Source organism: Actinotalea caeni (genome assembly GCF_009733795.1).
GTDB classification, from domain to species: Bacteria; Actinomycetota; Actinomycetes; order Actinomycetales; family Beutenbergiaceae; genus Pseudactinotalea; species Pseudactinotalea caeni.
The window spans coordinates 202,697-217,247 of the sequence record NZ_WNXX01000001.1 but is presented as its reverse complement, the minus strand read 5'-3'; the positions used below and the strand labels follow the sequence as shown (position 1 = coordinate 217,247).

Sequence of the window (14,551 nt, the reverse complement as noted above, 5' to 3'; positions counted from 1 at the left end):
CACGAACGACGGATGATCACGCGGCGAGGCTACCGCACGGCGGCGTAGACCCAGTACTCGGTGTCTCGCCCCGCGAGAACGACCGGCACCCGCTGCACCCGCACCGACCCCACCGTCGTGCGCAGCTCGGTCTCCAACCCCGGTGACGGGTGGGCGCTCCACACGACCAGGGCGCCCCCTGTCGCGAGCGCACGGCGGGCGAGCGCGAGCCCGCCACGCTCGTACAGCGAGCGGTTGCGCAGGTGCACCAGCTGGTCGGGGCCGTTGTCGACGTCGAGGAGCACGACGTCGTAGCCCGCCGGCGGGACCGAGGCGAGGCGGGCGAGGACGTCGGCCACGTGGACCGTGACCCGGGGGTCGGCCAGCAGCTCGGGCCCGTGCGGGACCGTGCCGTCGCGCATCCAGCCGACGACCGCCTCCTCGATCTCGACGACGTCGACGGCGCGCACGCGCGGGTCGGCGAGCACCTCGGCCGTCGTGAAGCCCAGCCCGAGACCACCGATCAGCACGCGCGCCGGGTCGGCGACCGCGGCCAGCGCCGCGCGCGCGAGCGCACGCTCGCTCGAGGTCTCGTGTGTGTCCATGACGAAGGTGCCGTTGACGCGCAGCTCGAGCACGGCGCCGTCGTCCCTGGTCGTGAGCGCGACCTCGCCGCGCGGGGAGGTCGCGTGCGCGACGGTCGTCACGCGGGCCGGTCCTTGCCGGTCGCGTGGTCGCGTGCGGCGATGACCTTCGCCTTGATCGCCGACATCTCGTCGGTGCTCATCGGGGGGTCGACGTTGCGGAGCTTGGCGTAGACCGCCCAGATCACCGCGACGATCGGGATGATGATGACTGCGCCCAGGATGCCCGCGACCAGCGTGCCCGAGGTGACCGAGAGCGCCACGACCACAGGGTGCAGCGAGACCTGCTTGCCCATGATCAGCGGCGTCAGCACGTGGCCCTCGAACTGCCCGATCAGGGCGATCCCGATGCCGACGACGATCGCGATGAGCGGACCCTGCGTGGCGAGCGCGACGATCATCGCGATCACCATCGCGGCCGGCGCACCGACCAGCGGGATGAAGGCGCCGATGAACACCAGCACGGCCAGCGGCGCCGCGAGCGGCACTCCGAGCACGGTGAGGATGATCGCGGCGAGGATGCCGTCGGCGAGCGCGACCAGCACGGTGCCGCGGGCGAAGCCCGAGAACGTGTACCAGGCGACCTCGCCGCCGACGACCCACTTCTCGCGCACCCGTGCCGGCAGCTGGTTGACGAACCACTCCCACATCTGGGAGCCGCGCGCCAGGAAGAACACCGTGCAGAAGGTCGCCAGCGCGAGGATGGCGAACCCCTGGAACAGGGAGCCGGCTCCCTCCGCGGCGCCGGTGGCGGCCTGGTCGATGATGCGGTCCTGGTTCTCGCGGATCCACTCCTCGCCCTGCGCGATCCACTCCTGGATCTGCTCGGTCGTGACCGACAGCCCGAACGGCAGGTGCTCGAGCTGGCTCAGCAGGTCCTGGATGCCGGCGCTGAACTCCTCGGAGAGGTCCTCCCACTGGCCGCGCACCGACTGCACGACGAACGTGACGATGCCGCCCATGACCAGGATGGCCGCGAGCAGCGACGCCAGCACGGCGAGCCCTCGCGGGATCCAGCGGTCGAGCAGGTTGACGAGCGGGCGCAGCACCGAGGTGAACACCAGCGCGAGGAACACCGCGACGAACACCAGCTGGATCCGCGCGGTCGCGTAGACCAGCACGACGACGACCGCCAGGATGACCAGCAGCCGCCACGAGATGCCGGCGGCGCGACGCATCCAGCGGGGTGCGTCGTCGCCGCTGTCGTCCTTGCGGAGGTGGTTCTCCGGGAGCCGCTGCACCTTGTGGACCGGGCCGCGCGACGGCGACCGCAGCGCGGCGCGCGGTCGCTCCACCGGGCGCGGCCGCGGCTGCGGTGCCGCGGTCGTGCTGGGCGTCGCGCGCGATGCTCGCCGCAGGATCGTCGGCAGCTTCATGCTGTCAGTCTGCCCCCTGTGAGGGCCGTGACGGGTCGGGACGCGCCTCAGCCGCCCTCGGCGACGGCGGCCCACACCGCCGCCTCGCGCAGCCCGGCCAGCGCCTGCGGCCGGGTGTCCTCGCCCGGCCAGGTGTCCAGCCGCCACAGCACCGACTCCACCGTCCGCGCGAGCGCCCACGCCGCGACCCGCCGCGGCTCCAGCCGCAACGTCGCGCACGCGCGCTCCAGCCGCGGCAGCAGCACAGGCAGCGGGTCGGCGCGGGCGAAGGGGTCGTCCACCTGGCTGAGCACCGGCCACAGCTCGTAGGCGGGGTCGCCGACCATCGGCTTCGGGTCGATCGCGAGCCAGTGCGGCGTGCCGGGGTCGTCGAGGATGAGGTTGCCCGGGTTGAGGTCGCCGTGCAGCAGCACCGCCGGGGCCGCGGAGTCCGCCGCGAAGGCCGCGAGCTGGTCGATGCCGCGACGGACGAGCGGGCCGGCGTCGCCGAGCACCGGCGCCCACCGCGCCGCGCGGTCCGACGCCGTCGCCACCCAGCGGGCGCACACCTCGCGCAGGAGCGGGACGCCGAGGTCGGCCTCGGGTGCGAGGTGCAGGTTCGCGAGCACCCCGGTGCAGGCGTCGATGCGCTCCTCCGGCCCGAGCGGTGAGGCCAGCAGCGGGGTGCCGGGGTGGGCGCGGCGCAGCAGCAGCGCCCAGTCCTGCGCGTCGTGGTCGAGCAGCTCGACGGCGGCCGACCCGCGCCACACGGCCAGCGCCACGGCCTCGAAGCGGGCCTCGTCGTGCGGGAAGCTGATCTTCAGCACGACCGGGGTGCCGTCGGGCAGCACACCCGGCGCCGTCCACGACGCGGTGCCCACGCCGAAGGGTGCGCCCAGCCGCAGCCCCCATCGCTGCACGGCGCGGTCGACGAGCTGCGGGAGCGTCGCGACCCAGGCGGCTCCCGCCGGTGTCGACCCGGCGCCACCTGGCCCGGTGAGCGCGTGCGGGACCGGGAACGGCGACGTCAGCGGCGGCTGCGGTGGTGCTGCGTCGGGCGTCTGCACGCGCGTCAGGCTAACCCGGCGTACCCGTGCTGGCGCCACGCCTCGTACACCGCGACGGCCGCCGAGTTCGACAGGTTGAGCGAGCGGATGCCCGGCAGCATCGGGATGCGGACGAGGCCCGTGAGCCGTTCGTCGTCGAGCACGTGCGGGGGCAGCCCGTCCGGCTCGGGCCCGAACAGCAACGCGTCACCGGGCTGGTACGCCACCTCGTGGAAGTGGGTCGTGGCGCGGCCGGTGAACGCGTGCACGCGGCCGGTCCCGCGCTCGCGCAGGTGCCGCAGGGTCGCCTCCCAGTCGGGGTGCACGACGACGTTCGCCAGGTCGTGGTAGTCCAGCCCCGCCCGGCGCAGCTTGGCGTCGGAGAGGTCGAAGCCGAGCGGCTCGACGAGGTGCAGCGTGCACCCGGTCGTCGCGGTCATCCGGATCGCGTTGCCGGTGTTCGGCGGGATCCTCGGCTCGTAGAAGACGACGTGGAACATGCGGGCTCCTCAGCTCCTCAGCGCTTCGGCCACGACCACGACGGACGGTCGAGCACGCCCTGGTCGGCGACACGGGTCTCGCCGAGCTCCTTGACGAGCTCGACGCGAGCGACGTCGTCGCCCAGGGCACCGGCCAGGGTCGCCGAGTGCGTGACGAGGATGATCTGGGTGTGCTCGGCCGCGGCGGCGATCATGCCCGCCAGCGGCGCGAGCATGTCGGGGTGCAGCGAGGTCTCGGGCTCGTTGAGGACGAACAGCTCGGGCGGTCGTGGGCTCAGCAGCGCGGCGGCGAGCAGCAGGAACCGCAGCGTGCCGTCGGAGAGCTCCTCGGCGCGCAGCGGTCGCAGCATGCCCGGCTGCCGCAACCACAGGGTGAAGCGGCCCGCGGCGACGTCGACCCCGACGGTGGAGCCCTCGAAGGCGCCGTCGACCGCGGCGGCCAGCGCGTCGGCGCGCCCGATCTCCTGGATGGTGGCGATCGCGGCCGCCAGGTCGGCGCCGTCGCCCGCGAGCACGGGGGTCCGGGTCCCGACGGCGGCGGCGCGCGCGGGTGCGTGCGCGTCGGTGCGCAGGTGGTCGTAGAAGCGCCAGCCCCGCATCCGCTCGCGCAGGTCGAGGAGCTCGGGGGAGAGGACGGCGTCGCCGGTCTCGGCGAGCATCGACTCGTACGGCCGCAGCGTGCGGCTGAGCTCCTGCCACCCGGCGTCGCCCCGCGAGGTCGCGACTGCGCCGTGCCGCTGGGTCAGCATCGCCGCCGGCCGGGGCGCCGGACCGGACCAGACGTGCTCGGCCTTGATCTCCGGGTCGAGGTCGAACACCGTGGGCATGTCGGGCTTGGGCAGCCCGAGGTCCATCGCGTACCCGAGGTCGTCGGAGGCGAACCCCACCTGCAGCCGGACCGGGCCGGTGCGCCGCGTGCCCTGCACGGGCTGCTCGCCGCGGCGCATCGACCCCGAGATCGTCTCGGGCCCTGCCCACGTCGCCGAGGGCAGCCCGCCCTCGCGTGCGAGCGCCGCGACGACGCCGCCGCGCGCGGACTCCGCCAGCAGCCGCAGCGCCCGGTACAGGCTCGACTTGCCGGTGCCGTTGGCGCCCGTCACGACCGTGACGCGATCGAGCCCGACGACGACGTCGCGCAGCGACCGGTAGCCGGCGACGGCCAGGGTGGTGAGCACGGAGCCAACCTAGGGGGTGCCGCCGACGCCCTGGCTGCGCTCGTCGTGCAGCTCGGCGTTGACGATCCCGCCCAGCAGCACCGCGATGCTGGCGAGCCACAGCCACAGCACCCCGGCGAGCACCAGGCTCAGCATCTGCGCCGCCGCCTGCACCACCGCGGCGTTGCTCGCATCGGCCTCGAGGGCGCGCGGCGCGAACACCCGCACGTACAGCGCGAAGCCGCCCGAGACGAGCAGCACCCCGAGCGACCCCACGACGGCGCCCGGCACGCAGCGGCGCCAGTGCGTGCGCACGTTCGGTGCGTAGCGGTACAGCAGCACGAGGAAGGTCAGCCCCAGACCGAACGCCACCGGCCAGCGCAGCACCTCCCACGCGACCCGCACCGCCTCGCTCACGCCCAGCGACTCCACGAGCGCCTCGCCACCGCCCAGCAGCGGGCCGACGACGACCAGCATCGCGACCGTGACGACCGTGACGAGCGCGGCCACCGTGAACGCCAGCCCGAGCAGGTACTGCGCGACGACGTGCCGGCGCGCCGTCACGCGGTAGGCGTCGTCGAGCGCGCGCACCGCGGCGCGGAACAGCCGGCTCGCGAGGTAGAGGGTGACCAGCACGGCACCGATCGCGACCGAGGCGCGCCCCTCGTCGAGCAGGCCGTCGACCAGGGGCGCGAGGATGTCGCTGGCGACCTGCTGGGCGAAGATCGTCGTCAGCGCCTCGACGATCGAGGTCCGCACCTGCTCGACCTGCTCGTCGCCCAGGAGCCGGCGCAGGAACCCCAGGCTCGACCCGAGCGCGGTCGCGATCGGCACGATCGAGATCAGCGCGTAGTAGCTCATCTCGGCCGCCAGGCCGGTGACGCGGACGTCGGAGGCGCGCAGCACCGACCGCACACCGACCGCGGCGAGGTTCCACCCGCGCACCCGCAGCGTCGCCGCGTCGGCGCGCGCCACCACGCGATCGCGCAGCGACGGGTCGTAGCGCTCGACCGCACGCGCGTGCAGCGGCCGCAGCACACGGGTCACGACCAGCCCCGCCAGCAGCACGAGGACCGCGCCCAGCACCAGGGTCAGCAGCGCGGCGAGGACGTTGCGTCGCCACCCCTCCGGCTGGTCGGCCAGCACGAGCAGGGCGACGACGCCGCCGCACGCCAGCAGCGAGGTCGACGCCGGTGGTGGCATCCGGTCCCGCACCCACGCGGGTCGGCGGGCGAGCACGGCCGCCGCGAGCGCGACGAGGACGACCGTGACGAGCACGCGCGCCACCGTACCGGGGCCCGCGCCCCGTGCGGCCGGCGCCGGGCCGGTGCGGTCAGCTCCCCGCGCTGGTCGCGTCGTCGGCGCGCTCCGCCCGGCGGGTCGCCGCGAGGGAGCCGAGCAGACGCAGCGCGTCCGCGCTCTCCGAGCCCGGCTCCGCGTGGTAGACGACGAGCTCCTGACCGGGCGCGGACCGCACGTCGAAGGAGGTCATGCGCAGCACGATCTCGCCGACCTGCGGGTGCCGGAAGCCTTTGGTCTCGGCGCGCTTGCCCCACGCGTCGTGCCGCTCCCACAGCCGGGCGAACGCTGGGCTGCCCGTGAGCAGCTCCTCCAGCACGGCGAGCACGCGCGGGTCCCGCGGCGCCGAGCCGTGGAGCACCCGGAACCCCGCGACGGCGTTCTCGGCGGCGGCCTCCCAGTCGAGGTAGAAGGAGCGGGCCCGCGGGTCGAGGAAGACCCGGTGCATGAGGTTGCTCCCCGGTGCCAGACCGTCGAACAGCGCGTCGGCGAGGCGGTTGGCCGCGAGCACGTCGTACGCACGGCCCAGCACGAGCGCCGGGGTTTCGGGCCACTGCTCGAGCAGCCGCAGCAGCTCGGGGTCGGCGTGCTCGCCGGCGGTCGCGGGCGCGGGGCCGATCCCGGCGAGGCGGAACAGGTGCGCGCGGGCGTCGGCGTCGAGCCGCAGCGCGCGGGCGAGCGCCTCCAGCACCTGCGGAGACGGGTGGCGCTCGCGGCCCTGCTCGAGGCGGACGTAGTAGTCGACGCTGACGCCGGCGACCGTGGCCACCTCCTCGCGACGGAGCCCGGGCACCCGCCGGTGACCGAGCGTCGTCAGCCCGGCCTGCTGCGGGGAGACCCGCGCACGGCGGGCCCGCAGGTAGTCCCCGAGCAGGTTCTCGGTCATCGCACCGACGATAACGACGGCGTCCTCGGCGAGGGAGGGTGTGTCGCACCCAGGCTCGGCGCGGCCTTCCTGGCGCCGGTCGTGCGGGGGAGCGTCGAGGCATGGACACCGACACCACCCGGAAGATCGTTCTCGTCACCGGCGCCTCGAGCGGGATCGGCGAGGCCACCGCGCGCCGGCTCGCCGCGCAGGGCCACCACGTCGTGCTCGCGGCCCGGCGCACCGACCGGCTCGACGCCGTCGTCGCCGAGCTGCGGGCCGCGGGCCACGGCGCGGAGGCACGCACGCTCGACGTGACGCGTCGGGAGGACGTGGGTGCTGTGGTCGACGCGGTCGTCGCCGAGCACGGCCGGCTCGACGTCGTCGTCGCCAACGCGGGCGTGATGCTGCTGTCCCGGCTGGACGCGCTGCTGCTGGAGGAGTGGGACCGGATGCTCGACGTCAACGTGCGCGGGCTCTACCACGCGGTCGCCGCCGCGCTGCCGCACTTCCGCGCGCAGGGCGGCGGGCACCTCGTGAGCGTCGCGTCGGTCGGTGCGCACGAGGTCGTGCCCACCTCGGCGATCTACTCCGCGACCAAGTTCGCCGCCTGGGCGGTCGCGGAGGGGCTGCGACAGGAGTCCGACCCCTCGATCCGGGTCACGACCGTCTCGCCGGGCGTCACCGAGTCGGAGCTGGCCGACCACATCACCGACCCCGACGCCGCCGCGTTCATGGTCGAGTACCGCCGTCGCGCGATCCCGGCCGACGCGGTCGCGCGAGCGGTCGCCTTCGCGATCGACCAGCCGGCCGACGTCGACGTCAACGAGGTCGTCGTGCGTCCTGCCGGGCAGCGCTGAGGCTCACAGGCCGAGCGTGAGGGCGCGGGCCTCGTACCACTCCCGCCAGAGCGCGCGCGCCGCACGCTCGTCCGCACCGACGACGATCGGGCCGCCGACCGGGTGCAGGCTCGGCCGGCCGGTGCCGTCGAGCACGGTGCCACCGGCCTCCGCCACGACCAGCGCCGCCGCGCCGTGGTCGAGCGGGCTGTACCGGTGCACGATCGCCGCCACCCCGCGGCCCAGCGCCACACCGGCCAGCGACGCCGTGCCCGAGCCCGGGATGCGCAGCGTGCAGTGCCGACGGCCGAGCGCGTCGAGCAGCTCGTGCAGGCCCTGCCACGCTCGTGCACCGTCCAGCTCGGTCACGGCCATCGCACCCGCGAGCGGGTCCGGGCCGGTGGACGGCGGCGCGCTGACCGGTTGGCCGGCACGTGTGACGCCCCGCCCCGCCACAGCGAGCACCGGGACCGGGCCGGCGTCGCCGTCGGCGACCGGGTCGAGCACGACACCGACGACGGGGCGCCCGCCCTCGACCAGCGCGAGCGAGAAGCTCGTCCACGGGAACCCGTTCGCCAGGTTCGCGGTGCCGTCGATCGGGTCGAGGTACCAGCACGGCCGCTCGCCGCTGCCGGTCCCGCCGAACTCCTCGCCGACGACGTCGTGGTCGGGGAACTGCGCCGTCAGCACGGCGCGCACCCAGTGCTCGATGTCGCGGTCGACCTCGGTGACGTGGTCGGCCGGTCCGCTCTTCGTCTCCACCGTGCGCACGCCGTCGCGGCGGGCCGCGGCGGTGGCCTCCGCGGCGTGCTGGGCGAGCTCGAACGCGACGGCCGCCTGCCGAGCGCGCTCGTCGACCGTGCCCTCCTGCAGCGCCCGGCGCACGGTCACCACGTCGTTGGTCGTGATCGAGTCGACGCCGATCCGCGCCAGGTGTGCCGCCTGCGCGGCGTCGTCGACAGTCCACACCGCGACCTCCGCGCCCGCCGCGTGCACGGCGGCCACGAACGCCTCACCGACCAGCAGGTGCTGGGCGTTGACGAGCGCGACGCCGTCGAGCTCCTCGGGGGTCGGCGGCTCGACGGCGTACCAGGGCGTCCAGATCGCGGCGTCCGGGACGACCTCCCGGACGCGTCGCATCGACTCCGGGTGACCGCACCAGGCCGTGCGCGCGTCCGCCGGGCCCTGCGCGACGACGTGGGCGGCAGGAAGCGCCACCTCGGGGTCGTCGACGTCGACGAGGAGCGTCGCGCCGGTGCCCGCGACCAGGTCGAGCGCCTCCCTCAGCAGCGGCACGCGCCGGTCGCCGCCGCCCAGCGTGCGCACCTCCTCCCACGGGACGTCCACGACGGCTCGCGGGTCGCCCCACAGCCGTGCCAGCGTCGGGTCGTGCAGCAGCACCACGGCGCCGTCGCGGCACACGCGGACGTCGATCTCGATCCACTCGATCCCGGCGTCCAGCGCGGCACGGACCGCGGCGAGCGTGTTCTCGCGCGGCCCGTCCGGCTCGCCGTGCACACCGCGGTGGGCGACGACGCGGGGAAGCCCGTCGCTCATGCCGGCACCTCGACGTGGGCGTCCTCGAGGCGGCCGTCGCGGTAGCGCAGCGCCCTGACGATCCGCACGCCCACCTCCTCGCCGGGCTCGGGCGCGGCGCCGGTGACGAACGCGCGCAGGTCGGTGTCGCGGACGGTGATCGACACCTCGGCGTAGTGGCCGTGCGGCAGCACACGGCGCACCACGCCGGGCATGCCGCTCGGGTCGATCCGGACGTCCTCGGGCCGCACCACCCAGGTGACGCCCGGCTCGCCCTCGCCGAGGTCGAGGGCGGCGAGGGTGTTGCTGGAGCCGATGAAGCCCGCCACGAACGAGGTCGCGGGCGCCCGGTACAGCTCGGCCGGCGTCGAGACCTGCTCGATGCGGCCCTCGTTCATGACGGCGACCCGGTCCGACACCGACAGCGCCTCCTCCTGGTCGTGCGTCACCAGCACGGTGGTGATGCCGAGCCGCTGCTGGATGTCGCGGATCTCCTCGCGCACCCGCACCCGCAGCTTCGCGTCGAGGTTGGAGAGCGGCTCGTCGAGCAGCAGGAGCTTCGGCCGCTGCACCAGTGCCCGTGCGAGCGCGGCGCGCTGCTGCTCGCCGCCGGAGATGTGGGCGGGCCGGGAGCCGGCGTGGTGCGAGAGCCCCACGAGCTCGAGCACCTCGGCGACCCGCCGGGCGATCTCGGCGCGCGGCACCTTCGCCACCTTGAGCGGGAACGCGACGTTCTTGGAGATCGTCATGTGCGGCCACAGCGCGTAGTTCTGGAACACCATCGCGCTGGGGCGCCGCTCGGGACCGAGGTCGGTGATGTCCGCGCCGTCGACCTCGACCCGCCCGGCGTCCGGGTGCAGGAAGCCGGCGATGAGGCGCAGCGTCGTCGTCTTGCCGCAGCCGGAGGGCCCGAGCAGGGAGACCATCTCGCCGGGCGCGATGTCGAGCGTGAGGTCGTCGACGATCGTGCGGCCACCGAGCACCTTGGTGAGCCCGGCGAGCCGCAGCCCGGGCGTCGTGCCCGGCTCCGCCGCCGTCGCGGGCGGGGTGGTGGAGGTGCGTGCCACGTCTGTCCTAACGGATCTGGAAGCCCTCCGCCAGGTGCCCGCCCATGATGTAGCGGCGGGTCAGCAGCAGGAGGACGACGGACGGGATGGACAGCAGGATCGCGAACACGGCCGCGACCTGCTTGGGGTAGTTGAGGACGAGCGAGTACATCTCGGTCGGCATCGTCATGTACGACGGCGCCCCCACCAGGTAGGTGCCCTGGGCCTCGTCGAACGACGCGAGGAACGACATCACCGCGGCGACGAGGATGCCGGGGAGCGCGAGCGGCAGCGTCACGGTGAGGAACACGCGCAGCCGTCCGGCACCGGCGTCGCGCGCCGCCTCCTCCAGCGAGCGGGGCACCGAGGAGAACGCCGCGGCGGGGATCCACGTCATGAACACGACGGTGCCGATGACGTGCACGATGACGATGCCCAGCGCGGTCTCCATGAGCCGCAGCCCGTAGAACACGGTCGCCATCGCGACGAACAGCCCCATCTTGGGGAACGCGTTGGTGGCGAACAGCCCGATGAGGAAGAGCCGCCGTCCCGGGAAGGAGAACCGGGAGAACGTACGCCGCGGGCAGGCAGATGACGGCCGAGAGCAGCACGGTCACCGGTGCGAAGAACAGCGTGTTCTGCATCGCGCCGAACAGCTCGGGCTCGGCGAAGACCACGCGCCACCAGTCGAGCGTGAGGCCGTCCGGCAGCAGGTTGGGGTAGCGCCAGCGGGTCGCGAAGGCGTGCACGGCGAGCCACAGCAGCGGTCCCAGGATGAAGACCGCGACGAGCAGCACGAGCACCGTGAGCAGGATCGTGCCGCCCGTGCTGCGGCGGGTGGTCCCGGCGGCCATCAGACGCGTCCCTCCTGCTTGGCGGAACGGAAGTTCGCCCACACGTAGGTGGCGGCGACCCCCGACGCGATGACGAACACGACGACGGCGATCGCGGCCGCCTGCTGCGGCTGGTTGAACGACTGGAAGTACTTGCTGATGTCGACGCCGAGCTGCTGCGGCGCGTTCGGGCCGGTGAAGTACGGCACGGTGAACTGCCCGAGGACGCCGATTGCGGTGAACGTGCCGGCGATGACCAGCGGGATCCCCGCGAGGGGCACCAGGACGCGGGTGACGATCCGCAGCGTGCCGGCGCCGGCGTCGCGGGCGGCGTCGATGAGCGCGTCGGGGATCGCCTGCATGCCCGACGCCGCCATCAGCAGCGCGAACGGCAGGTTGACCCAGACCGAGGCGATGATGACGCCGGTCACCGTGAACCCCAGCACCGGGGCCTGCAGGCCGACCTGCGCGAACAGGCTGCGCAGGAAGCCGTCGGCCGAGTAGAAGGTGAGGATCGCCCAGGAGGCGATGACGACCGGGATGAACAGCGGCACGACCGCCAGCCCGGACAGCAGCGTGGCCGCCCAGCCGCCGCGCAGCCGCAGCAGCACCGCGATGCCGATCGCGAGCCCGAGCACGACGAGCGTGGTGACGACCGTGACGAGCACGGTGGCGGCCAGGTCGCGAGGGAACCGGGGGTCGGCGAACAGCTGCTCGTAGGCGGCCGTGGTGAGCAGGCCGTCGGTGGAGTGCACGTCCTGCCCGATGACGGCGGCGGTGCGGTTGAGGCCACCGGTCACGCCGAGGCTGAACGCGACCGCCAGCACCACCGGCAGCCCCACGAACAGCGAGATCACGAGCACCGGCGGCAGCGCCATCGAGAACCCGACGGCCGCCCGGCGCCGCTCGGCCCGGCGACCCGCGCCGCCGGGGCGGGCGGGACGACGGGCCTCACGCGGGCGCCGGGCCGTCTCGGCGGAGTGGTCGAGCGCGGTCACGGGACGAGCTGGTCCCACATGTTGTTCATGTCGTCGGTGTTCTCGCTGAAGTACGACGGCCGCAGCGCGGTGGGGTCGGCGTCGGCGAAGGTCTCCGCGATCCCCTCGGGCAGCATCTCCAGCGGGATCACCGGGTAGCCGGCGATCTGCTCGGCGATGATCGTCTGCCCCTCGGGGCTGAGCACGAAGTTCGCGAGGTCGATCGCGCCCTCGGTGTTGTCGCTCGTGCGCGGGATGCCCAGGTAGGAGGCGTTGCCGGTGAAGCTCGGGTCGGTGATCTGCGTGTAGTGCACGTCCTCGGAGATCAGCCCGTTCTCGACGGCGGTGATGAACTGGTCGCTCCACACCGGCGCCATCGCGATCGAGCCCGACCCCAGCAGCTCGAGGACCTGCGAGTTGCCGTTCGGGTAGACGCCGCCCTGGTACATCGACGGGCCGAGCTCGGCGAGCCGCTCGAAGCCTGGCTGCCAGCCCTCCTGCACGTCCTCGGCGTAGCGCGTGCGCAGCGCCTCCTGGTCCTCGGGCGAGAGGTAGCTGTCGAGGACCGTCGTGACGAACGCGCCGCCGGAGCCGCCGGTGGCGGGGGAGTTGTAGGCGAACTGGCCCGGGTTCTCCTCGATCCAGGTGAGCAGGTCGTCGAGCGTCTGCGGCGGTTCCGCCACCACGGTGCTGTCGTAGGCGAGCAGCACCGAGGAGGCGCGGTAGGGGATGCCGACGCCCTTGCCCGCGGTGAGGATCGTGTCGTGCACGTCCGCCAGCCCGGAGACGACGTCCGGGCCGACCTCGTGCAGCACACCCGCCTCGGCCGCGCTGGCGACGACGAAGCCGGCGTCGACGAGGTCGAAGCCCGGGTCGTCACCCGCCTCGGTGGAGGTGACGAGCTTGGCGACGGTCTGCTGGTCGTGCTCGCCGTGCAGGTCGAGCACGACGTCGACCTGCACGCCGGGGTTGGCCTCCTCGTAGGCGGGGATGAGGCCTTGCTCCCACAGGTCCTGCAGGTTCGTGTCGCCCGAGATGAAGACGGTGAGACGGGAGCCGCCGGCGCCGTCGTCCGAGCCGCCGGTGTCGGCGGAGGAGCCGCCGGAGGCGACGGGGCCGCACGCCGTCGCGAGCGCGAGGGCGGCGACGCCGACCAGTCCCGCTGAGAGTCGCTTCGTGGCCACGGTGGGGGTTCCCTTCGATCGATCCGCGGGGTCCGGCACGGCGTGCCGCACCGACGTCATGGAAGGCTGCCGGGGTGTCGATCGCGTGAACGTCGGACGACGGGACCTCGAGCCGCGAGGAAACATCGCAACGTTGCGATCGAAGACGGCGTCGACCGTATCGCATCGTTGCGATCGACGCTACGGTGAGCGCGACGAGAGGGGACTGGCTCCATGACGGGTCGCGGTCGGCACGGTCGCGCCACGATCGCCGACGTGGCCGCGGCGGCCGGGGTCTCCACGTCGACGGCGTCGCTGGTGTTCCGTCGCCGCGAGCGGGTCTCGCCCGGCACCCGCGACCGGATCCTCGCCGCGGCGGCCGAGCTGGGCTACGAGGGCCCGCACCCGGTGGCCAGCTCGCTGCGCAGCGGCCGCAGCGGCATCGTCGGCATCGTGATCGCGGAGCGCGTGCGGCAGGCGTTCCAGAACCCGGTGGCGGTCGCGACGATGGACGGCCTGTCGGACGTGCTCGACCGCGAGGGCTTCGGCCAGCTGCTGCTGCCCGGCCGGGCGGAGCCGCGCGACGAGCGCCCCGAGGCGCTGCGGATGCTGCCGGTCGACGCCGTCGTGTTCGCGACCCGGGGCGAGGAGTTCGACGAGCTGCTGCCGCTGGTGCGCACCCGCGGGGTGCCGGTCGTCGGGATCGAGGGTCCGCACGCCGAGGGCGTGACGCTGGTCGAGGTCGACGACGTCGGCGGCATGGCGGCGATGGCGCGCCACGTCGCGGCGCTCGGGCACCGTCGCGTCGGTGTGCTCATGCGCACCACGCGGCCGGGGCGGACCCGCGCCCCTGGCCCGGTCCAGCCGATCGGGGAAGGGCTCGAGACGATCGCCAACCGCACGATCCGCGGCCGCCTCGAGGCCGTGCGCGGCGTGTTCCCCGACGCGGTGCGCGTCGAGGCCGGCGGCCGGGACGCCGAGGCGGGCGCGGCCGCCGCCCGGGTGCTGCTGGCGCTGCCGGACCGACCGACGGCGCTGCTCGCGCAGAACGACCAGCTCGCCGCCGGCGCGCTGGCCGCGGCGGCCGAGACTGGCCTGCGGGTCCCGGGCGACCTCACCGTGACCGGGTTCGACGGCGTCGACGCCCCGTGGCTCGGGCGCCGGCTCACGACGGTCCGGCAGCCGCTGCAGGAGCGCGGCCGACGTGCGGGCGAGCTGGTCACCGCGCTGCTGCGGGGCGAGGACGTGCCGCCGCGGACGGTGCTGCCGGTCGAGCTCGAGCCGGGGGAGACGGCGGGGCCGCCCGCCTGAGCGC

The 14,551-nt window shown here is 74.3% G+C and carries 14 protein-coding genes; 2 read left to right on the top strand and 12 right to left on the bottom strand.

What is annotated here, in order from left to right:
• Positions 1-29: 29 nt before the first annotated feature.
• The 7 genes from GPA02_RS00985 to GPA02_RS00955 are packed head-to-tail and all read right to left on the bottom strand — an operon-like array spanning position 30 to position 6,863.
• A complete protein-coding gene (locus GPA02_RS00985) occupies positions 30-686 on the bottom strand; it encodes a spermine/spermidine synthase domain-containing protein (RefSeq protein ID WP_156197971.1) in 657 nt (218 codons plus the stop codon).
• Positions 683-1,999 carry an AI-2E family transporter gene (locus GPA02_RS00980; RefSeq protein WP_156197970.1) on the bottom strand — a complete coding sequence of 439 codons (1,317 nt, stop codon included), beginning with the start codon at positions 1,997-1,999 and terminating at the stop codon, positions 683-685. The genes GPA02_RS00985 and GPA02_RS00980 overlap by 4 nt, the downstream gene beginning before the upstream one ends.
• A gap of 47 nt (positions 2,000-2,046) precedes the next feature.
• Positions 2,047-3,045 (bottom strand): aminoglycoside phosphotransferase family protein, encoded by a 999-nt coding sequence (locus GPA02_RS00975; RefSeq protein WP_162457667.1) that lies wholly within the window; start codon positions 3,043-3,045, stop codon positions 2,047-2,049.
• Positions 3,046-3,050: 5 nt separating this feature from the next.
• The gene (locus GPA02_RS00970) at positions 3,051-3,524 is read right to left on the bottom strand and encodes a tRNA (cytidine(34)-2'-O)-methyltransferase (RefSeq protein WP_156197968.1); all 474 of its coding nucleotides are present in this window, start codon (positions 3,522-3,524) and stop codon (positions 3,051-3,053) included.
• A gap of 17 nt (positions 3,525-3,541) precedes the next feature.
• Positions 3,542-4,699: an AAA family ATPase gene (locus tag GPA02_RS00965; protein ID WP_156197967.1), complete on the bottom strand. Its 1,158-nt coding sequence runs from the start codon at positions 4,697-4,699 to the stop codon at positions 3,542-3,544.
• 9 nt (positions 4,700-4,708) lie between these two features.
• The gene (locus tag GPA02_RS00960; protein WP_156197966.1) at positions 4,709-5,956 is read right to left on the bottom strand and encodes a YihY/virulence factor BrkB family protein; all 1,248 of its coding nucleotides are present in this window, start codon (positions 5,954-5,956) and stop codon (positions 4,709-4,711) included.
• 55 nt (positions 5,957-6,011) lie between these two features.
• Complete coding sequence (locus tag GPA02_RS00955; RefSeq protein ID WP_156197965.1) at positions 6,012-6,863, bottom strand: helix-turn-helix transcriptional regulator; 852 nt, start codon at positions 6,861-6,863, stop codon at positions 6,012-6,014.
• A gap of 101 nt (positions 6,864-6,964) precedes the next feature.
• On the opposite strand from GPA02_RS00955, the gene GPA02_RS00950 reads away from it, so the two are divergent.
• A complete protein-coding gene (locus GPA02_RS00950) occupies positions 6,965-7,702 on the top strand; it encodes an SDR family oxidoreductase (protein ID WP_156197964.1) in 738 nt (245 codons plus the stop codon).
• Between the two features lie 3 nt (positions 7,703-7,705).
• On the opposite strand, the gene GPA02_RS00945 is transcribed toward GPA02_RS00950, so the two are convergent.
• The 5 genes from GPA02_RS00945 to GPA02_RS00925 form a co-directional block, all read right to left on the bottom strand.
• On the bottom strand, positions 7,706-9,238 hold the full coding sequence (locus tag GPA02_RS00945) for an inositol monophosphatase family protein (protein ID WP_156197963.1): 1,533 nt from the start codon (positions 9,236-9,238) through the stop codon (positions 7,706-7,708).
• Positions 9,235-10,284: an ABC transporter ATP-binding protein gene (locus GPA02_RS00940; RefSeq protein ID WP_240133803.1), complete on the bottom strand. Its 1,050-nt coding sequence runs from the start codon at positions 10,282-10,284 to the stop codon at positions 9,235-9,237. Before GPA02_RS00940 ends, GPA02_RS00945 begins: the two co-directional genes overlap by 4 nt.
• 7 nt (positions 10,285-10,291) lie before the next feature.
• Positions 10,292-10,789 (bottom strand): ABC transporter permease, encoded by a 498-nt coding sequence (locus tag GPA02_RS19180; protein ID WP_240133820.1) that lies wholly within the window; start codon positions 10,787-10,789, stop codon positions 10,292-10,294.
• A gap of 327 nt (positions 10,790-11,116) precedes the next feature.
• Positions 11,117-12,094: an ABC transporter permease gene (locus GPA02_RS00930; protein WP_240133802.1), complete on the bottom strand. Its 978-nt coding sequence runs from the start codon at positions 12,092-12,094 to the stop codon at positions 11,117-11,119.
• Positions 12,091-13,257 carry an extracellular solute-binding protein gene (locus tag GPA02_RS00925; protein WP_156197962.1) on the bottom strand — a complete coding sequence of 389 codons (1,167 nt, stop codon included), beginning with the start codon at positions 13,255-13,257 and terminating at the stop codon, positions 12,091-12,093. The genes GPA02_RS00930 and GPA02_RS00925 overlap by 4 nt, the downstream gene beginning before the upstream one ends.
• A gap of 213 nt (positions 13,258-13,470) precedes the next feature.
• Here GPA02_RS00925 and GPA02_RS00920 point away from each other — a divergent pair, with 213 nt between their 5' ends.
• Positions 13,471-14,547 (top strand): substrate-binding domain-containing protein, encoded by a 1,077-nt coding sequence (locus GPA02_RS00920; RefSeq protein WP_156197961.1) that lies wholly within the window; start codon positions 13,471-13,473, stop codon positions 14,545-14,547.
• The last annotated feature ends 4 nt before the right edge of the window (positions 14,548-14,551 follow it).